Source organism: Paenibacillus sp. DCT19, assembly GCF_003268635.1.
Classification (GTDB): Bacteria; Bacillota; Bacilli; order Paenibacillales; family Paenibacillaceae; genus Paenibacillus.
In genome coordinates this window covers 3,006,916-3,027,875 of record NZ_CP029639.1, presented here as the reverse complement: position 1 = coordinate 3,027,875, position 20,960 = coordinate 3,006,916, and the positions used below count along the sequence as shown (strand labels likewise).

The following is a 20,960-nucleotide window of genomic DNA, read 5'->3' as shown; positions in this document are numbered from 1 at the left end:
CAGTTCACTCCTTATCCCACATCTTAGTAAACGCTTTAATTTTGAGTAACTCTCGTATATTATTTTAGAATAAGGATTACTCAGAAAGGAATGAGGATATGGCTAATAACCCTAACGATCCTGCTATGATAATGACGAAACAGCAATATACACATCCTCCCGGAATTCTCGTGTCCGATCATTATATCCAGCCTTATGGTTACTCTTGTTATCGTGAACATGGAACCAAAGACTGGTTAATCATTTATACGCTATCAGGACAAGGATGGATTAATAATGGAGGAAAAGGATACTTAAGCTGCACACCAGGGACGTTAACCATGGTATCTCCTGGCACGATTCAAGATTACTTTACGGAGGAAGGAGGCGTGTGGGAGAAGCTCTGGGCTCACTTTATCCCACGCCTAAGCTGGGCCGATTGGATGCCTGCCAGCAATACAAACGGCCCTTTAATTCAACTCGATCTACTTAACGAACATTTGCGACAAGCGATTGAATCAGCCTTGTGGAGAGTGCTCTCCTATCGATTACACGGTGACGATGCGTTGAGAGATGAGCTGACCTTAAACGCACTTGAAGAAGTCATTTTGTTAGTCGCCAGCCAGAAGCAGTCGCAGAAGATGTTAGACGCACGCGTACAGGAAGTGCTCAACATCATATCTCAGGAATACACAGCACAACTTCTTATTGAGGATCTAGGTAAGCGCGTATGTCTGTCTCCTTCGCGTTTATCTCATTTGTTCAAGGAACAAGTCGGCGATACCATTATGGGCACACTGATGAAGCTTCGTCTGAAACAAGCCGAGAAGCTGTTGAAGTACACGCTTCGCCCCATAACCGAGATTGCTCTAACCGTTGGTTTTCATTCACCCGATTATTTCTCGAGACAATTCTCCACTCATTTTGGGGTCACTCCATCAAACTATCGGAAGACTTGTAGGGATGGTGTGTTTTGACCATAATGAAGTCCGTCTGCTGCTCATCCCCCATATAAAATGAATGGGATCCCTGTTGCACAAATCCCATTCTCTTGTAAAATGCAATCGCATTCTCATTTTTCTCCCAGACGCCAAGACAGATTTTGTGTTTGTTCTGTTCGGTAGCAATTTCAATGGCTTTGTTGAGCAAATGTTTACCTAGACCATGCTTCTGATATGCTTTTTTTACATAAATGCGTTCAATCTCCATCGCTTCTTCGCCCATGCTTTCGGACTGAGCATCATTCATATTAACCTTCAAGTATCCGGCAAGCTCGTCGTGGAAGTAGATGAAATATATCTGTGAAGAGCTGTTAGCCAGCTCCTTTTCTAATTGCGCAGCATTAAACGCTCGCTCCAAATAGTCCTTCATATTCTCAGGTGAATTCTGATCTTTAAACGTGTCATGGAACGTTTCAATACTGATATCTTGAAGTTGAAGCACTTCGTTAAGAGTGCATTTTATTATTTTCACGCTCATGGATGGATCGCCCCTTACAAAATTAATAAGTTTAATTTATGCCTATACAAGTTGTATCCTAAATTTAATGTAATTTTGTTGTAAATGCAACATAATAAGTTCAGGAATTTACTATTTACAAAGAACTAAAGATATATTAGAGTTATTAAAGACTTCAAATGTCTTTTATATATGTATAATGAAAAAGGAGATGGCTGTGCCATGGAATTCTGGGAATCCAGTTTTATTGATAAACAAACGATGTGGGATTCGAACCGACAGAATCGAGCATTCTAACCAAGGCGTTTTTCCTCGAAAAGAACGTTAAAGATATTCTCATCCCAGGTGTGGGCTATGGTCGAAATGCCAAAACCTTCATTGATGCCGGAATCCATGTCACCGGAATTGAGATTTCCGAAACCGCAATCCTTTTAGCGAGACAGCATGGGCTTGATTTCCCAATTGCTCATGGCTCTGTCACCGACATGCCTTTTGATGAGCATTTGTACGACGGTATATTTTGTTATGCGCTGATTCATCTATTGAACAGACAGGAACGAGAACAGTTTATTCAGAATTGTTACAAGCAATTAAAGCCTAATGGATATATGGTTTTTACAAGCGTTTCTCCAAAAGCACCGATGTTTGGACAAGGACAACAACTCGATCATCATTATTATGAGATCATGGAAGGACTTAAGATGTTTTTCTATGATGATGAGTCCATTCAAGAAGAATTCGGAGCATATGGACAGATTGAAATTTCTGAAATTGAAGAGCCCAACAAAATGATGAAAAACAAACCTTCGATCCCATTTTTGCTTATTCGATGCAAGAAAGATGAATTAGCCTAATCATAATAGAAAAGTGATAGATAAAAAGGGCGAACAACGCTTGAAGCATACGTATCCGCCCTCTGCTCAGAATCCATACAACTGTTTAAAGCTTGCGTAGTAGCAAGCCTCTCTCTCCGTTAATTAAACGTGCTCGTGGTTATGAAAGTATTTCAATATACCCTTCTGTTCCGTTCACACGAATTCGTTGCCCGTCTTTGATTAATTGGGTTGCATTCTCCACACCAACAACTGCGGGTAACCCATATTCGCGGGCAATCACTGCACCATGCGTCATCAGTCCGCCAACTTCCGTCACTAGACCTTGTATAGATACAAATAAAGGTGTCCAGCCAGGATCAGTAAACGAAGTGACTAAGATATCCCCTGCTTCCAGATCGATATGTTTCATGTCTAAAATAACTCGTGCCCTTCCTTCAATGACACCAGAAGAGACAGGCAGACCTGCAATCGAACCTGCTGGCAGATGTTCCCGATTGTACTCTCCTATAATGATTTCACCTTCGGATGTCATCACACGTGGAGGCGTAAGCTTTTCAAATAATCGGTAATCCTCTTTCCGTTGATCGATCAACTGCTGATCCAGTTGGTTCGTGCGGACAACTTCGTGAAGCTCTTCATAAGCAAGGTAATATATATCCTCTACATTCTGAATCAGTCCAGCTTGAACAAGTCGTTCAGCATCTCTCAATAGAGCCTGCTTATAAACAAAATAACGACTGACGATGCCATACTTCGGATATTCTCGGTAACCAATGAACTTGCGGACAAGCTCGATCTTCTGCTTCGTTTCATGAGCTTTTTGCTCACCGTCAGGTAATTGCTTCAAGCGATCTATTAACTCTTGTTCCTTCTCCAAAGCTTCCTTGAGCCCTTGCTCGAATTTGTGCTTACCCGCCTGCGGCTCAAAATTTTTGATGTTACCAAGAATCATGGGAACCAGTGTTAATGGCTTTTCACTCCAACGAGTTCTTGTAATATCAATCTCCCCGGCACATCGCATGCCGTACTTGCTCAGAAAATCAAGAATTGCATCCCGACTTTCCTGTCCTCCATCCAGCTTCACGAGCTCATCTAGGAAGTTATCATCATCCGTTTGCTGCAAATAATCAATTACATCTGAATAGGGACGAATGACATCCGCGACATCCATTAACGCCAGACCCATCTCCGAAGTAATATTGCCCTCTACCGATTGTGTGAGTGTATCCGCTACATTCTTTTCACCTAACCATTCATTCATATTTTCGTTTATCCATGCGGACGCTTGAATAGCAGACATAAATACAGCGGTACTTTGTGGGTCAAATAAATGCTTCTTCAGATCCTGCACATCTTCCAATATAAATTCAAACAATTCCGCTCCCGATTTATCTTGAATGTTATGCTTAAGATTATTAATTGAAGTCTGACTTCGCTCAATCAATTCAGCAACGATATTAGAATCAGGCTCAAGTGGTGGCAGGGTATCCGTGTTACGTCTAGCAGGAGGTGCAGATGCCTGGTCGCTTGGTAGCACAGTTATAAAATCTCGCTCGATGATCGTCTTGAGCGCACCTACAATAAGTGGATCGGAGCTTAAATTATTCAACAACGCTTGCCGGCCAGCAGCTGACGCCAGCATCGGTGCAATATCCACAAATAATCGACCTCCGGCTCTGCGCATCAGTGCTGGCGTAATCAGCAGGTAAAAGGATAAACCCAACGGTTTGATGGCATCTGTCATCATCTGCTGATGACCCACAGATAGATAGACGTGATTGTCAGCATCATCCACCTTAGGGACTGGAAATAAAGTCGTAATGGGGCGACTCTGAACGATATAGAAAGTATCCTCGGCCAGACACCATTCAATATCTTGTGGAAATCCAAAATAATCCTCAATTTGTCTGCCGATGTGTGCGAGCTGTACCATTTGCTGATCCGTAAGGGTTTGAAGACTCTGCTGATCAGGTTCGATCTGCCGTGTTTCCGTTCCCCCATCTTGCAGGCCATAGATTGCCAGCTTTTTGGTGCTGATAATTTTATTGATAATGTTGTCTGCCTGGATCTTGTAATTGTCAGCGGAGACTATGCCAGAGACTAGCGCTTCTCCGAGTCCAAAACTAGCATCGATGGATACCACGTTGCGATTGGATGTGACCGGATCAGCTGTGAACATAATTCCAGAAGCTTGTGGAAATATCATTTTCTGCACGATAACGGAGCAATACACGTGCTGGTGATCATACCCATTTTGTATTCGATAAATGACTGCACGATCGGTAAACAGTGACGCCCAACATTTGCGTATATGATGAAGGATTGCGTCTTGTCCAATGATGTTTAAGTACGTGTCTTGTTGCCCAGCAAACGAGGCATGAGGTAAATCCTCAGCAGTAGCACTCGAACGTACCGCATAAGCATGATCCACACCTAGCTTAGATAGATGGCTTGTAATTTCCTGAATTACTTCTAGAGGAATCAATGTTTCCATAATCGTTTGACGAATCTTCAGACTCATTTCACCGATCTCTGTTTGATCCTGTACAGTTAGTATCGTTAGCTGCTTGAGCAAAGCATGATAACTTTCATTTTGTTCAAGCGCTAGTTGAAATGCTCGTGTAGTCGCACAAAATCCATTAGGAACATGAATCCCCTCAACTGTGGATAGCTTCCCTAAATTAAGCCCTTTGCCACCAACAAGCATCAATTGTGTTGCGTGCATCTCCTGAAAATCGAGAACGAATGAACTCATTCAGCCTCACTCCAATCCGCCTATTTTGAAAAAAAACATTTGACAAGAATTTATCGGCATGATAAATTAATAATAGAAGATAGGTTCATTATGCCGATTAACTTATTATAGGAATTTGTATTCCGATTATATCACCGTACTTATTTACATACAATAACCAAAAAGAACCTGATGAATTTTCATCAGGTTCTTTTTATCGTTTATCATAGACTAGCCCTATTATTGCAAACACATGTTAGAACTCTATTATTACACTATTGCACGCCTCGCCACTTGATATGTATACAAGTACCAATCTATTCATCTAGCAACGCTGTCATTCGCAGAACTCACTTCGTACCTATACCGCTGCTCTGTACACGTCCACAACTTTAAATGTCTGGCAAACCAGCAGTATTTCTGGAGTAAACGTAAGTCCATACTGGCTCAATTGCCATGTGAAAAATTCAACATGCTCCTGATACCAATACGCATAGCTCAGATCACCCTCGCCTTCCGATCGAGCAAACTCATGACTAACTTCATTCATTTTCACGACTTCAATCTGAGTCATTTGGATAATCGCCAACGGATTGTTATCTCCGTCTAATACAATATCGTACCGACCTACCTTTGGAAGTTCCTCGTTCTCTAGCTCGTATGTACAATGAGCAGAACACGTTCCGGTTTTCATGCCACTAACAACTAATCCGCCTAACTCATCTCCCATTGCTTTTGATCCGTCTCCAAACATCCAAGCACTTGGCGTGTCCATATTTAACTCGTTTTGTTTGGCAAACTTATGCCAGTATTCCTGTATTATACTTGCTGACACTATACGTTCCCCCTATAACTATATACTCCGTTGGATTTCATCTTATCTTAACATATTAATCTGGTATTGATCATTGCAGGCTCCATCGAATCTTGATCACATCTTATTGAAAATAGACCTTTACTTACATTTAGCGATACAAGTTGTACGAATTATGATATGGTCAGTGATGGAGATGAGATTAATACAACCATATGTGCACGAAATTGCGAGGAGAAGATGGAACGTGATTGAGAGAGAGAAAACAGAGAAACGAAGTAAATTTCAAGACCCATTGTTTGTCATGCTCATAGCAAGTCTATGCTGCTTGTTGTGGGGAAGTGCTTACCCATCCATTAAGCTTGGATATGTCGCTTTTAACATTCTGCCGGAGGACATCGCTTCTAAATACGTATTTGCTGGATATCGATTTACATTAGCCGGTATACTGCTTCTAGTCCTGTTTCGAACAGTGAGAAAACAGAGATTGAAGCTGACCGGTCGTGAGTGGGCTAGCTTAAGTGCACTCGGTGTACTGCAAACCGGTCTGCAATATATGTTTTTCTACGTTGGGGTAGCCAATACAACAGGTGTAAAAGGCTCCATCATGAATGCAACAACAACGTTCTTCAGTGTTGTTTTGGCTCATTTTATCTATAAGAATGATAAGTTAAGTCAAAATAAAATTGTCGGCTGCGTGCTCGGGTTCGTAGGCGTTATCATTGTAAATTTCCATGCAGATCTGCTCACGTTCTCCTTCTCACTTACAGGCGAAGGATTCGTGATTATAGCTGCATTAGTTTTCTCGGTGACTGCGATCTACGCCAAACGTTTGACAGCCACTATTGATGTCATGATTATTACAGGAATCAGCCTGTTTGTTGGCGGGGTCGTGCTGACTTTGCTGGGTCTATCACTCGGCGGAAGTGTTACCCACTTTACTCTAGCATCTACAGCAAACCTAATTTATCTGGCCTTATTATCTTCCGTGGCATTCTGCCTGTGGAATCTGCTTCTTAAATACAACAAAGTCGGAAAAGTATCTGTGTACAACTTCCTCATTCCTGTATTCGGTGCATTTCTATCCGCAATGTTCTTGGGGAAACGGTTCTGGAACTGAAAAATCTGGTTGCATTGGTGTTTGTATCACTCGGTATCTACATGGTAAATCGGGTAGTCTCTGCCAAGGGCGATAAAGGGTTGGTCACCAACTACAAACCTTAATACGTGAATGGAATAATTACTACAAAGAGCCGCGAAATTAAATATTCGCGGCTCTTACATTTTTTATGACAAACAAGAATACACGACATTACGCAGCCGCCGCTGAACGTAAGGCTCCTGACTGTTCAATAGATGCTGTGCATACATCACGGTCAGCTCGGAATCCGGATCAATGATCGCCATACAGCCCGCAGCACCACTCCATCCGAATTCACCTAATGGACTAAGTGATCCACTGCCTGCTTTGGAGATATGCGTACGTACACCTAATCCATAACCATACCCATCCATATGATCCCAGGAGTAGTCCCCTCGGGTCATTTCATTCAGGTGATCTGTTCGCATAAGCTCTACTGAAGCCTGGGAGAGAATTCGCACACCGTCTGGACTTGTGCCTCGACCTGTCAATGCATTCAGAAAACGAGCATAGTCGCTAACCGTGGACATCAGCCCTGCTCCACCACTCTCCAGCTCTGTACTTACACGGAATCCATTGCCATCCATCCGTACCGCTTGCCCAAGCTCATCATTGTAAGCATATTGCGGAATCAAACGACGCTGCTGCTCTTCATTCAGATCGAACGCCGTATCCTTCATGCCTAGTGGTTCAATAATTGCATCACGTAAATACGTACCAAACCGTTTACCACTAACAACCTCTACCAGAGCTCCCAGTACATCGTGACACATACTGTAATTCCAATGTGTGCCAGGCTCAAATAACAACGGTTCTTTGGCAAGCGCTTTCGCAAAATCCCGTGTACTTGCGGTTCCGTTACTACTCTGTACGATCTCCTGTATACTTGGACAACCCACATCATATGAGAATCCAGCCGTCATTGTAAACAAGTCACGTACCGTTATCGCTCTGGTCGCTTGTTCCAGCCGCACTTCCCCATTCGCCATCGTTTTCTTCACTTTCATGTCCGCATACTCTGGCAAATATTCGGATAACGGATCACTTAACAGCATATCGCCTCTCTCCACCAGCTGCAGTCCCGCAACACAGGTCATGATTTTGGTCATGGAATACAGATTGAAGATCGCTCCATCCCCGATTGGCGTTTGCTCCTCTAGATTGGCATACCCGTTCCGATAATGGAAAACGGGTTCATTTTGATGCATGACAAGCACCTCTGCCCACGGTACTCGCCAGGATGTGATGCGATCAATAAATGAAGCAAGCGGTTTAAAGTCCATGTTTTCCCCGTCCTTGTATGTAGAATCTATGATCATTATAGATGATCAATTGCCGATGTGGTCTACACTCACCCACATTCCGCGCACTCTATTAATATACGTCTCCAGTAAAAGCAAAACAACCATTCTCGGTATAATACCGAGAATGGTTAGGATAGAATCATGAAAACTGGCGCTACTACCGTTTCAGATCACTTATCTAGATACAGATTTAATAGCAAGAATGGAGATGCCCCCGATTGTAGATAACACAAAGGACATGATGAAAATGGACGAGAACCCGATCTGTGAGATCAAAATCGCAGCTATAACAGGTGCAATCGCTTGGGTTACCGTATTTCCGAGATTATAAATTCCGAGAAATAACCCCACTCGGTTCTTATCAGGAATAACTCGCAAATTAAGAAGGTTATCTAACGAGTTCCAGATCCCCATTCCCAGACCAGCCATAAACGCATAAATAATGATACCGGTATCATTTTGTAGAAAGAAAATGCTTAACGCTCCAATGCCCAGAAAAATAGTAGACAAACCTACGGGTAATTTAAGTAGATTAAATTTGTCTGAAATGGGGCCTGCAATGAATCCCATAACAATACCGAAGATTAACATAACGATATTTACTAATTGAATAGACTGCTGTGTAGCAGATGTATCTTTGTGTAGAAAGTCTGTCATGATGAATAATAAATAACCTGTAATCGCAAAGTTTCCAATCCCCTGAGCCAATTTGCCGAATAAAGCCAAATAATAATCTCGTCCAACAGACCACTTCGGAATCACAGCTATTAATTCTTTAGCCGTTATTTTCTCCCTTCTTACCGCTGCTGCTGGATCTAATTTTTCATGTAGATTGGATGGTTCACGAACAATATAAGCTGCGATCAACGTACCTACAAACGTAATAATCCCAAATAAGATAAAGCCTAATCGAAACTGCCCTAGAAACATAGCTGCAATAATCGTAAAACCATTATTACCAAGGGCCATCCCTAACCCGCCATAAGCAGATGAAGCTGTGCCTTTCCCTTGTTCAGGTGCCAAATCTAACCAAGCGACCATAGGAGCTACAATAAAATTCAATGCAACCTGTCCCAACATCCAACTGACTAACAAAAATGGAATCGAAGTGGACATGGATGCCAAGATCATCGCTAACATAAATACGAATGCGCCGGATACTAACCAAGGAGTGCGTTGACCAAAACGAGATTTCGTCCGGTCTGATAAATAACCAGCTACCATATTGGATAGTGCGGCAACGACCATGCCGAGTGCTGAAAATAGAGCTACAATTTCAATTTTATTATCTGCATCCAAATGCTGAATCATGGCAGGCAAAAACAAACTTGCCGCTGCTATATATGGCCCCAGCCAGGAAGCAGGTCCGATAATTAATCCTGGCACTAGACGTTTAAGTGGTATCGTATTCATATTGAACTTCCTCTCTAAGACTACAAATTCATAACAGAATAGTATTCAAAATCTGCAAACGAGTCGTGCTGGTGCGCATCCACAGAGCCAACAAAGTTAAACAATCCTGTAAATCCACCAATTTCACCAGGTTCTCCATTCACACCTTCATCAGACAAATATGCAACATCGACTTGATCCAGAGCAACCTCCCACTCCCTATCTTCACTCAAACGATAGAAGAAATGAGCTGTACCGGCATTGTAGACAAGCTTCAACTCAACCATACCATCAGGTATAGCAAACCTGTTATGCACGTGCTCGATGCGTTCGCCTAGTTTAGCCTGTAATACAGTTAAAATGGTACCCCCAGTCGATTCCGAATGAGTCATGTGTACATAAATCCAATTGTTGGAATCATAATAAAGTCCCATACCCGCTGTTTCCGAGTAATGATCCGGATTGAATTCAACTTTTGTCTGGAACTCATAATGAAACGAGGTTGCTCGTGTAGCCATAATCGCCGGATTCATTTGCGAGAAAAATGAGTTTTCACCATGAATGCGTAAATATCCAGGACGCTCAGTCGTGTTCACCCAATTCGCTAATTGATTGCGATACGGAGTCATAAACACCTTATTATATGAATTATTATTAAAATGATCCACGACGTCATGAGATATCATCTCAGATAATCCAATACCTTTCATAGCTTCGACTTGCATCTTAGCGAGATTTGAGCCATCGCTCATTTCTAACCATCCATCCTGCGTCCATTTCATTTTTTGGATCGAGGTTTCACGCCCCAATGGATTCAGGAGTGTTCCTTCCAGTGGACGTGACATCAGATGGGCCATGTACCATTCGCCATTCTGAGTCTGAACTAATGATCCGTGACCTGCTTTTTGCATAAAGGAATGTGGATTGTACATCTCGACATGTCCTGCATCCGGATCACCAAGTGAGAATAGATGTCGAGGTGATGAGGTAATAATCGGTTCCCCTGATGGATGTGGCTCATATGGACCAAAAATATTTTTCGCTCGCCCAATCTCAACGCCATGTGCATAACCGGTTCCACCCGAAGCCAAAATGAGATAATAATAATCTTGATATTTATAAATTTGAGGTGCTTCTGCACAGCCACGAGTCGTGAATCCCTGGGTTACACGGTGCCATTGGCCAATGACCTTGCCCTGCTCCAGATCCAATTCAGCAATGACAATATGTCCTGGGGCTTGGTACCCTTGACGTGTTTCCCACTCAAGAATGGTAACATAATGTTTGCCATCATCATCATGGAAAATAGCCGGATCGAAGCCAATGGATGTGATATAGATGGGATCTGACCATGGTCCGTTGATATCTTCTGCCCACATTGCATAAGAATCCGAGTTGAATTCACGTCCTGCCATATTGACCATATGAGAAAAGGCTAACCAGTATTTGTGGGTCGAGGCATCATAGGATAAGTGCGGAGCCCAGATCCCAGCCGGTGTATTCGTTCCGCGAAGATTAACCTCACCGTTATTTAGTACAAACCCAATCGGCTCCCAGTTGGCTAAATCTGTTGATTTGAAAATTTGTATGCCCGGATTCCAATGAAACGTAGAAGTTGCAATGTAAAATACTTCACCGACCCGAATAATTGATGGATCTGGTGCCATTCCTGGAATAACAGGATTTTGGATCGTTTCCGTTTCTCTCATGTTCCTTCCTCCATCCTATTCGTTTAATCTAATAGATTATGGTGCCATTAAGCCTTCATAGAAGCGCTTTCTTTTTGATACCTATTTGTTTGCCCTTTTTTACATGAAAATTCTTCTGCAAAACAAACATTTGATACCGTTTTCTCAATTGACTATAATAAACGTACGATTCGCCACATTATCGATAACATAGGGATAATCACACCAGCCACGAAAGCGATTTCCTATTGCATAGATTTATTATAATCATATTTAATTGGAGAAGGCGATTGTACAATTACGGCTAAATTTACCCAAATCAAAGGGGCATTCACCATGGATAAAAGCTTGATTGGAACTAAAACAAACATCCTGCCACGTATTGATTGGAACATCCGTTTCTTCGGTGCACACCAACAAACGGTGCATTCGAATTGGTCAATGCATAAGGAGTCTCACCATGCTTTTGAAATATTAATTGTATTAGAAGGTGCACAGGAAACGGTCGTTGAAGGTGAACCATTGATCATTAAGAAGGATGATATTCTTCTTATTCCTCCTGGCTTTGAGCACACGAATAAATGTATCTCCACGGAGCCCATGACATATTTCTGTGCTCACTTTGACATTGATGAACCGTCCTTACGAATGGAAATTATGAAAAATTGTGATTGGATCTATGAGCCTTCTAATCCGTACCACGGCCAGCTCAAAGCCTGCCTGCAGCAATGGCTTGATATATTCGCCGAACCTGATTTGTTGTTCGCCAAAGCCAAAATAAGAGCACAAATTTACCTTTTTGAATTGTTAGACGTTCTGGTTGATATACAGCCTTTACATAAGGACAACCGCACCAACCAATCCATGACTACAGCCAAGCATGCCAAAGAAATTGCTGAAGCGATTAAGCGCAGCTTTAAGAAACAATGCATTACCTCAAACGATACGGAAGATCGAACCATCCATATTCAGCCGATCATTGCATCTCTTGGCATAAGCCCGAATTATGGACTGGAAGTGTTCCAGAAAATATATCAGATGTCACCTCGCAAATATTTGTCCGATCTGAAATTGCAGGAAGCCAAAATCCTGTTACAACAACCGGAAATATCCTTATTTGAGATTGCACATCGTCTAGGCTACAAAAACCTTTCTCACTTCAGCAGACAGTTTAAACGGTGGACTGGAATTACCCCAACGGAGTTTCGCAACAAAACGAATTTTTAACTTAGAAGAGGATTTCCCCTTCCTCTTCTAAGAGGTAAAACTTAGATCATCAAACAAAAAAAGCCGCTATTATAGCGACTTGAAGTGGATTCATATGAACTTTTAACCAGCTATGTTCACTGTTGTTGGCTCTGTTCTGCGCTGGAGATATAAGTGAGCAGTTGATGCACAGGTGTACGTGGACGTGGTTTGGGAACCTTGTTCGAATCAAAGTAACCGAGATGCAATGTGCCGATGATCCGTTCACCCGTTCTTACACCCGTACGAGCGTAAAAGTCTGGATCGAAGTTATACTCATTCGTCTTCCACACAACACCAATTTCCTGCTCCCAAGCCAGGAGCTGTATGTTCTGAATCAATGCTGAAGCTGCACCTACGGCATCTTCCCACACCCGTTGTCTTGGATCAGCATCAATCACAACGAGCAAATGCGCCTGCATCGAATCACAATAGTCTTTCTCTAATTTCTCTGCCCAACGCTCCCGCTCTTCCTTCGAGAATGTATATAGCACTGCATCAGAAAATTGCTTCCTACCCTCTTCCATAAACAATATGAAGCGCCATGGTTCTTTACGTGAGTGCACCGGTGCCCATACAGCTGCGTCCAGCAACTGAAGGATCGTTTCTTTTGTTAGTCGTTTTCCATTGAATTGACGAATGGTTCTTCGTTTACGAATTAACGTCTCCATCGCAGATGTTCCCATCGTATATTGTCCTCCCTTCCACTCCTTATTGAGTTAGAAACTGCACCGTTTCCTCTATAATTTTGGTCTGTCCGATCGGCCCTCCTGGCCCTTGGAACCACAAGCCGTAATCCACATTGTATACATGGTTGTTCTTCACAGCGTTCAGTCCTTTCCAGACGGCCGTTTTCTCAAGCTCGCTCGTTTCATTCGGATCGGAAGACAACAGGAAAATATGATCTGGATTGATCGTTGGCAACATTTCCATCGAGATCACTTTCATTGATTCAGACGGATCAGGTATGGATGGCGGAGGCGTAAGTCCAAGATCGTCGTACAGAACCTCATAGTTTCTCTTACTGTAATACCTGACTTCTTTGTCCGATAAGCGTAGGAACATAACGGTCTCATCCCCAATGGCTTGCTTGATCTTCGCCTGAGCGTCTTTAGCCTTCGCCTCGTAATCTTCAATAACTTGCTTAGCTTGCTCTGTCTTCCCTAACATATCTCCCATATGAAGAAGACTCGTTTTCATACGAATAATGCCCTGGTCGTCTTTTAACTTCTCAGCTAGTAAAGTGGGTGCAATTTTGCTGAGGCTACTATAGGCATCACTCATGAAATCCTGACCAATAATGAGATCCGGCTCTGCTGCCAATATACTTTCAAAGTTCGGGTCAACCTGCCAACCTATATTTTTACTTCCTTGCAACTGGTCAGACAGATAAGTAGGAAACTGATCACTACCCTCCTCATTACTTGATGCTGCTTCAGGTACGATACCGAGTGCTAACAAATAGTCCGTTGCCGCTGGAAACAGAGAAATAATGTGCTGAGGCTCACCTTTAATAACGGTTTCCCCCATGGATGCGTTACAACTCGCTCTTGTTGTGTTGCTTCGGCTGTCTGAGCAACTTCGGTGGCTGGTGGATTCGTACTGCTTGTCCCATTACTATTCACTGTTGAATTCCCTGAAGTGGGTGAACAAGCAGAGATTAATAAGGTAAGGCTGAGCATTAAAAGCAATGCAATGGGTTTTCTCGATCTCATAGATGTATATGACTCTCCTTCGGGTTTGTATTGATAATAATTATCATCATCAATAGGATCATAACCTCGATACTTAGGGCTGACAATGGACAATTCTGATTCTCGCATAGCATAATTCTGATCGGATCGCAGTGGGATACATTTCTGTTTGAACCGACCTGGAGAAAGCCCTACATGCTTTTTGAACAAGCGATTAAAATATACAACATCTGGAATGCCTATACTGTCAGCAATCTGCTGCAGAGACGCATCGGTATGCAGCAGCAGCTCCGTCGCTTTATCCATTCGAATCCGGGTTAAATACGTAATCAGGCTGCTGCCGGTCTCTTTCTTGAAGATTCGCGACAAATGACCTGCACTGCAATCCAGAAGTTCTGCGAGCGGCTCCACCATAATTGGTAATGTATAGTTTTCATGTAGATAACGAACAGCTTGAGCTACGAGATTAGGCTTCACTGCTTCAATGCTCTGCGCACTTAACTGTCGCAACAATTCATTTATAAATTGATAGAACAACGTCTTCACCTGAAATTTTGCGAACGCATTGTTCCGATTCCAATCGTTATTTATGTTTTTAACCTTATTGTATAAGTCAATAGGATACTCGGGGACAAACGCATATTGAACATGAAAAGGAATATGCTGCTTCAATAACGCTTGATTCTCGCGGCTCATGGGTAACGTCAACTGAGCACGATAGAATATGAGGTAGTATTCAAACTGTTTTTCAATGGAGTCAATATTCAAGCATACTCCCTTACCTCCATGTAATATTTGCATTCGATCAATTGTGTATATTGTGTCATCTAGTGCCACCATCGCATTGCCTCGTACTGTGTAGATAAAACCACTGATTGGAAATCGATAGGCACTAATCGACTCGCCAGCACGCATAATAACGTGACGCACATCCCATATTTTAATAGAGGCCAAATTCCAAAGTTTAACATGTTCTTCTACGTGCATGTCTTCCACCTTCCACAACAGTTCACTTGAGCTTATCATCGGCGTAATAAACCATACTTTCACTTTCCTCCATTCTATCGAGAATAATTCTCAACGACAATAGATATCTTTGGACTTAACTCAATAACACAACAAATAAGCCAATCCCGAAGGATCAGCTTATTTGTTAACTTTCTACTGCTTATGTGCGTCTGTTCTCAACAGATTTCATGCGGTTCTGGTCGTCAGACACATGGTCTTGACTGAATTCTTGACCTGCTTCCATCTCGCCATGTCCTGAAATGTTACGGGAGAATCGGGTGAACTGTCGTTTATGTTCATCCTGTTCATGCTTTTGCTTCAGAAGCTGTTGTGGATCCTGATTAGTCATGAGGTTACCTCCCCTAAATAAAATCATGTTTATTTCAACGCACTACATAAGTTTTCCATAAGGACGCAAAGCTTATGCATGAAGAATTGCAATTAACGATTGCATTTAACAACTCTATTCAGCACATCGTTTAACGCTTATTCGAATAAACTACCGCCATTGCTCTGGATCACATCTTTATACCAGTAAAATGACTTTTTACGATAACGTTCCAGTGTGCCTGAGCCGTCATCATGACGATCAACATAGATGAATCCATATCGTTTCTTCAACTGAGCCGTTGTTGCGCTGACTAGATCTATACATCCCCATGTCGCAAACCCATTAGTTCAACACCGTCCTGCATTGCCTCAGCGACTTGAATCAAATGCTGCTTCAGATAATCAATCCGGTAGTCATCCTCTACCGTTTTCTCACCGTTGGCATATGTGATCAAGTCATCCAAGGCACCTAATCCATTCTCAACGATAAACAACGGTTTCTGATAACGGTCATAGAACGCATTCATAATATATCGCAAACCTTGAGGGTCGATCTGCCATCCCCAATCGCTCGCTTTCAAGTATGGATTAGGCACACCACCAATTAAGTTACCTTCACCTTTAATTTGTTTGGCTGGATCAGCAGTTTCACAGCTACTTTGGTAATAACTAAACGAAATAAAGTCAACAGTGTGTGTCAGAATTTCTTCGTCTCCAGGTTCAAAATGAATCGTAATGCCATTCTCTTTCAAATACCTTTTCATATAACCCGGGTAATGCCCACGGACATGAACATCTGCAAAAAATGTATTTTGGTGGTCAGACTCCATCACTCGAATGACATCATCAGGATCTGGAGTGAGTGGGTATATCGGCATTGCGATAACCATACACCCAATTTTGAAATTCGGATTCATTTCATGGCCAATCTTCACTGCCAGTGCACTTGCAACAAATTCGTGATGAACCGCTTGATATAACTCCTGTTTCGTCAGTTGTTCCTTAGGTGTACTGATCCCTCCACTAATAAACGGATGCTCCAAAATAGAATTTATCTCATTGAATGTTAGCCAGTATTTCACCTTGTCTTTATATCTTGCAAATATAGTTCGCACATATCGCTCATAGAAACCAACCATTTTACGATTAATCCAACCATCATATTCTCTGGACAGGTGAAGAGGAGTTTCATAATGAGAAATGGTAACTAAAGGCTCAATGCCGTATTTGCGACACTCGTCAAAGAGATCATCATAAAATTGCAGCCCTTGTTCATTTGGCTCAAGTTCATCGCCCTTCGGGAAAATTCTAGACCACGCGATCGACGTTCGGAACACTTTAAAGCCCATCTCGGCAAGCAGTTTAATATCGTCTTTGTATCGGTGATAGAAGTCAATGCCCATCAGCTTCATATTGTCTTCCGTCGGTTCTGCTGTGGGAGGCGTCATGATCCCATTAGGCATAACATCTTGAATGGATAACCCTTTTCCGTCTTCTAGATAAGCACCTTCCAATTGGTTAGCCGATACAGATCCTCCCCACAGAAAATCAGCGGGAAATGTAAATGCTGCTTGCTTCATGCTGTTCCACCCTTTCAAGTTTAACCTAGTCGTATATATGTTGCTTAACTAATGTTACTTGTATTACGGATCAAAATATATACTTTGTGGCGTTTAGTCCGAGTTAACAAAGATTCACATTTGTTACATCCATGTAACAGGTTGTTTTTCACGATTAGTTATATTACATTAGAAAGGTTACTTGCATTTTGTACGTTCTAAAGAATTAAAGGAGGGTATATTACATGTTTTCTAACGAGCAGATTTCTTCATATAACGACTTGGAACTATCGATCTATAACTACATTTCACAGAACATGGAGAAGGTTGCTTACATGCGTATAAGAGAGTTGGCAGATGAGACGCATGTCTCTACTGCAACGATTCTTCGATTTTGTCGAAAGAACCAATGTGAGGGGTTTTCGGAGTTTAAAGTGAAGCTGAAAATGCTACTGGCTCAGCACAAAAGAAAATCAACAAAAGCCTTGAAAAGTCCTCATCATGCTGTGTATGAATTTTTCGAGCGTTCCCAGAAGCCTGAATTGGAAGAGAAGATTAGAACAGCAGCACAATTGGTCTCTACAGCCAGCAGTGTCATTTTTATCGGTACGGGGAGTTCAGGAATTATGGCGGAATATGGCGCTAGATATTTCTCAAGCCTTGGCACGTTCTCGATGTATATTAATGATCCTCAGTTCCCTGTCCATGCCAAAATACGAGAGAACAGTGTTACGATTGCATTATCGACCTCGGGTGAAAATCCATTCATACTACCCCATCTAACGCAAATTAAGCAGGAGAAAAATAAAATTGTGAGTATTACGAATAATCGCCAATCCACGATAGCCAAAATCTCCGATATTAATATTCCCTATTATGTAAATGAGGAGTACTATGAATCAGCAAATATAACCACCCAATTCCCTGTTCTCTTTCTATTGGAATGGATGGCTCGAGAGGTTTCCAAACATGAATGAGTCATAAATTTTGCTCAAGCAAGACTTTGTTCTACCTAATTTGCCCAGAGTTCTTCGATGCGCTCTACCAAGTTATTTAGTGTCTTCCCATCTGTTTGCTTCGTAAAATTTATCATCTCTTCCGTGTTCCCTTGGAACGCAGATAGTACATAGTTATCATCTACAACGTAATACGTAGCATACCTAGTAAAAGAGTAACTCCCCTTTTGTTCAGGGGCAGTTCCTTCTTTGATGGAAGTCACTATTTTCATACCGGGTTTCAGATTGGGTTCAACTCCAACGAAGTCAGCATTATAAAATAAATTAATGTTCTCGTTAACCTCTTCTCCCACGATTACCCGGTGTACCTTAACCTTATAGGAAACAAACGTTGGTTTATATGGCTCCATGCCTTGAGCCTTATCCTTCTCGGCAAAATCCCCCTCTGGTGTTCCTGGTTCTGTAGATAAAGTAGCTTGGAAATTCTCATTTTGTTTCAACACTTCAGCTATAATTACTGCATCGGATATCTCTAGAATTTGATCAAAGGAGACATCTATCGTCTGTACATACGCAGGACTACCTGCTGAAAGTGGATATTCTTCACGTAGTTCTTCTATTCTGTCATCGGTAAGACTTGCAACGAGTTGTTGATCCGTTGAGCAGCCCAATACAACAATTGTTAAGCTGCACAACAATGCCGCCATTAATGTGTTCGTTCTCATTATCCTTTTTCTCCATTTCAGTTTAGAAAATGTTCATGATCTGTTTCGCAGTATCCGCTCCATTATCCAGCCTATGAATATAGAGAACGACAATCCGAAAAGCAGGATTGGAAAGTTATAATACAGTGTATTGGTATACTGGTTCAGCCAGCCAAAGCGGTAGACTGCCGAATCGGGATCATTCGTGTAACCGTTCAGCTGTTCGCCTAAATTATGAATGAATTGAACTTCCATGAAGATAAAGAGACCACACAACAAAATAGCTACAATAGGTATCAGAGCATACATCGGACCCGAGCGATCACGATGATCATTAAGCCACCTTCTGGTTAACGTCATCGTCCATATACACAGGATAATAAATGTCAGTATGGATGGAAATAGAACGAGAAGACCCAGATTCCCGTTACCAGAAACTCCTCTACCCGGTTCATGCTGAATAGTTGAAATATGTACACCTCCGACCATCAGCACATTCCAGAGCAGGAAAAACAGATACGGTTTATGAATTCGTTTCATCATCTTAGGTATCCTCCACCATAATATAGCCTTCATTTTTAGCTTCTTTCAGGAAAACAAACATGGTTGGCGCTCCGCCAGCATTGATATAGAAAGGTAACCAATTCGTATGCAGTTGCAGTAATAAACAATCATTATCTTGTATTGGAGATCCTTGAATACATGCGGGGATACCTCCAATTTTGTCGATGTCTATTTCTTCAAAGTTTGATGCATGCTCCTCGGTTACCTGCTTAACCTGGGTATCCAAACACAATCTTCATCTGTGGTTGGACCGGTAACATGCTCTCGAATCGATATGCAGCTTGGTATATTACCCTCGGCCTGAATAATAACCGCATTCTCACCTTCGTATGGATATATAATATCCGGATCAAAAAAAAGAATCTTGTTGGTCTTCAGGCTGTGTCACAAAAATGTATGCCATTCTGATGGAAGACACATCATCATACCATTCGTCTAACCGAACCTGCCCTATAAATTTCATAGGCCGATCATTCCATGCAGCACTGACCGGCCACTCTGGAGAAGTTAGCCAATCTGGCTGACCCCAAATCTCGTCTGAAACGATTCATATTCGGACACTGAAACAAAATGAGTTATTTTATATGCATTCATAAAATAGAATCAACTCCACCTCAACATAGTCAGATCTTACTATTTTACAGTAGTTTAAATAAGAGAATAAGCATAAATGATAACGATGAAACATGTAATGAAGCAACTTTATTGTCTAATATCATGTAATATCATTCATGAAAGAAGCACACACTGCATAAAACGATAAATGGTATTGTATTTCAGACACGGTTCGGTTGCATGACCCTCTTCAGCTATTACAATCTAGATAATAATAGCTAGTACATAAAGGAGCGATTGGAAGATGACACGAATGCTCTTGTCCTATCCTCTTAGCACACATACTCCCATATATAACGGAAATCCTCCGGTGGAGATCCAGCAGCAGTCGAGTATAGATCAAGGTAAGCTGTATAATCAGTTCATTATCACTTCCCTTAACCACAACGGTACACACATTGACGGACCATGGCATTTTAATCCTCAGGGCAAAAAGTTAACAGAGATTCCGTTAGATAACTTCATCTTTAACCATCCAGTCGTTATTGATATCCCTAAACAAGATGATGAGCTGATTACCAAAGCAGATCTTGAACCGTATGAACATCAAATTGCCGGCTCGGATCTAGTGTTGATTCGCACTGGTTTTGGCAATATTCGGTCAACAGAACCTGCCCGATACAGCAATCATAACCCGGGTCTTGCAGCATCTGCCGCCCGTTACCTGATGGTCTTTGACTCGTTGCGTGCGGTTGGATTGGATGCGATCTCAGCTGGTGCGGCTAATCATCCAGATGAGGCCGTTGCCTTTCACCAAACGATTTTAGGGAAAGACCGGGTAGACGGCAAGTATATTCTCGTGATTGAAGACATGAATCTGAATCATGATCTGTCTAATATTAGTAAGGTATATGCTATCCCATTATATATTGAAGGGGTAGACAGCAGTTTTGCAACGGTGTTTACCGAAACTTAATTGTATTAAAAAAACGCGCCGAG

18 protein-coding genes and 2 pseudogenes are annotated in these 20,960 nt (G+C 42.0%); 6 read left to right on the top strand and 14 right to left on the bottom strand.

Going from position 1 to position 20,960, the window contains the following annotated elements; all coding sequences use genetic code 11:
* Window positions 1-98: 98 nt before the first annotated feature.
* Window positions 99-956, top strand: coding sequence for a helix-turn-helix domain-containing protein (locus DMB88_RS13815; RefSeq protein WP_128101807.1), 858 nt, complete (start codon window positions 99-101; stop codon window positions 954-956).
* Here DMB88_RS13815 and DMB88_RS13810 read toward each other — a convergent pair.
* On the bottom strand, window positions 910-1,458 hold the full coding sequence (locus DMB88_RS13810) for a spermidine/spermine N(1)-acetyltransferase (RefSeq protein WP_128101806.1): 549 nt from the start codon (window positions 1,456-1,458) through the stop codon (window positions 910-912). The two genes, DMB88_RS13815 and DMB88_RS13810, sit on opposite strands and share 47 nt — an antisense overlap.
* A 201-nt stretch (window positions 1,459-1,659) precedes the next feature.
* Between DMB88_RS13810 and DMB88_RS13805 the strand changes: the two are divergent.
* Window positions 1,660-2,291, top strand: a pseudogene (locus DMB88_RS13805) (class I SAM-dependent methyltransferase).
* Window positions 2,292-2,430: 139 nt separating this feature from the next.
* On the opposite strand, the gene ppsA reads toward DMB88_RS13805, so the two are convergent.
* Entirely contained in the window at window positions 2,431-5,028 is a 2,598-nt protein-coding gene (gene ppsA, locus DMB88_RS13800; RefSeq protein ID WP_128101805.1) for a phosphoenolpyruvate synthase, read from the bottom strand.
* A 340-nt stretch (window positions 5,029-5,368) separates the two neighbouring features.
* Window positions 5,369-5,842, bottom strand: coding sequence for an ASCH domain-containing protein (locus tag DMB88_RS13795; protein ID WP_174715289.1), 474 nt, complete (start codon window positions 5,840-5,842; stop codon window positions 5,369-5,371).
* Window positions 5,843-6,068: 226 nt separating this feature from the next.
* On the opposite strand from DMB88_RS13795, the gene DMB88_RS13790 reads away from it, so the two are divergent.
* Entirely contained in the window at window positions 6,069-6,941 is an 873-nt protein-coding gene (locus tag DMB88_RS13790) for a DMT family transporter (RefSeq protein ID WP_217363775.1), read from the top strand.
* A gap of 167 nt (window positions 6,942-7,108) precedes the next feature.
* Here DMB88_RS13790 and DMB88_RS13785 read toward each other — a convergent pair whose 3' ends face one another.
* The 3 genes from DMB88_RS13785 to DMB88_RS13775 form a co-directional block, all read right to left on the bottom strand.
* Complete coding sequence (locus DMB88_RS13785; protein ID WP_128101804.1) at window positions 7,109-8,245, bottom strand: serine hydrolase domain-containing protein; 1,137 nt, start codon at window positions 8,243-8,245, stop codon at window positions 7,109-7,111.
* A gap of 195 nt (window positions 8,246-8,440) precedes the next feature.
* On the bottom strand, window positions 8,441-9,679 hold the full coding sequence (locus DMB88_RS13780) for an MFS transporter (protein WP_128101803.1): 1,239 nt from the start codon (window positions 9,677-9,679) through the stop codon (window positions 8,441-8,443).
* Between the two features lie 20 nt (window positions 9,680-9,699).
* Complete coding sequence (locus tag DMB88_RS13775; RefSeq protein ID WP_128101802.1) at window positions 9,700-11,367, bottom strand: glycoside hydrolase family 43 protein; 1,668 nt, start codon at window positions 11,365-11,367, stop codon at window positions 9,700-9,702.
* 315 nt (window positions 11,368-11,682) lie between these two features.
* Between DMB88_RS13775 and DMB88_RS13770 the strand changes: the two genes are divergently transcribed.
* Complete coding sequence (locus DMB88_RS13770) at window positions 11,683-12,573, top strand: AraC family transcriptional regulator (protein WP_128101801.1); 891 nt, start codon at window positions 11,683-11,685, stop codon at window positions 12,571-12,573.
* Between the two features lie 116 nt (window positions 12,574-12,689).
* On the opposite strand, the gene DMB88_RS13765 is transcribed toward DMB88_RS13770, so the two are convergent.
* The 5 genes and pseudogenes from DMB88_RS13765 to DMB88_RS13750 form a co-directional block, all read right to left on the bottom strand.
* Window positions 12,690-13,277, bottom strand: coding sequence for a nitroreductase family protein (locus DMB88_RS13765; RefSeq protein ID WP_128101800.1), 588 nt, complete (start codon window positions 13,275-13,277; stop codon window positions 12,690-12,692).
* Between the two features lie 25 nt (window positions 13,278-13,302).
* Window positions 13,303-14,121, bottom strand: a complete 819-nt coding sequence (locus tag DMB88_RS31110; protein ID WP_254438560.1) for an ABC transporter substrate-binding protein — start codon at window positions 14,119-14,121, stop codon at window positions 13,303-13,305.
* Entirely contained in the window at window positions 14,046-15,335 is a 1,290-nt protein-coding gene (locus tag DMB88_RS31105; protein WP_254438559.1) for a helix-turn-helix domain-containing protein, read from the bottom strand. The genes DMB88_RS31110 and DMB88_RS31105 overlap by 76 nt, the downstream gene beginning before the upstream one ends.
* Window positions 15,336-15,453: 118 nt before the next feature.
* Complete coding sequence (locus tag DMB88_RS13755; RefSeq protein WP_128101799.1) at window positions 15,454-15,642, bottom strand: hypothetical protein; 189 nt, start codon at window positions 15,640-15,642, stop codon at window positions 15,454-15,456.
* A 137-nt stretch (window positions 15,643-15,779) separates the two neighbouring features.
* Window positions 15,780-17,203, bottom strand: a pseudogene (locus tag DMB88_RS13750) (glycoside hydrolase family 1 protein).
* A 224-nt stretch (window positions 17,204-17,427) separates the two neighbouring features.
* Here DMB88_RS13750 and DMB88_RS13745 point away from each other — a divergent pair.
* Window positions 17,428-18,159, top strand: coding sequence for a MurR/RpiR family transcriptional regulator (locus DMB88_RS13745; protein ID WP_128101798.1), 732 nt, complete (start codon window positions 17,428-17,430; stop codon window positions 18,157-18,159).
* Between the two features lie 35 nt (window positions 18,160-18,194).
* On the opposite strand, the gene DMB88_RS13740 is transcribed toward DMB88_RS13745, so the two are convergent.
* From DMB88_RS13740 to DMB88_RS13730, 3 genes are read right to left on the bottom strand one after another with little or no spacing between them, the layout of a single operon-like run.
* The gene (locus DMB88_RS13740; protein WP_128101797.1) at window positions 18,195-18,863 is read right to left on the bottom strand and encodes a hypothetical protein; all 669 of its coding nucleotides are present in this window, start codon (window positions 18,861-18,863) and stop codon (window positions 18,195-18,197) included.
* 33 nt (window positions 18,864-18,896) lie between these two features.
* Window positions 18,897-19,385 carry a hypothetical protein gene (locus DMB88_RS13735; protein WP_128101796.1) on the bottom strand — a complete coding sequence of 163 codons (489 nt, stop codon included), beginning with the start codon at window positions 19,383-19,385 and terminating at the stop codon, window positions 18,897-18,899.
* A 1-nt stretch (window position 19,386) separates the two neighbouring features.
* On the bottom strand, window positions 19,387-19,632 hold the full coding sequence (locus DMB88_RS13730; protein ID WP_128101795.1) for a hypothetical protein: 246 nt from the start codon (window positions 19,630-19,632) through the stop codon (window positions 19,387-19,389).
* A gap of 633 nt (window positions 19,633-20,265) precedes the next feature.
* Between DMB88_RS13730 and DMB88_RS13725 the strand changes: the two genes are divergently transcribed.
* Window positions 20,266-20,937 carry a cyclase family protein gene (locus tag DMB88_RS13725; RefSeq protein ID WP_128101794.1) on the top strand — a complete coding sequence of 224 codons (672 nt, stop codon included), beginning with the start codon at window positions 20,266-20,268 and terminating at the stop codon, window positions 20,935-20,937.
* Window positions 20,938-20,960: the final 23 nt, after the last annotated feature.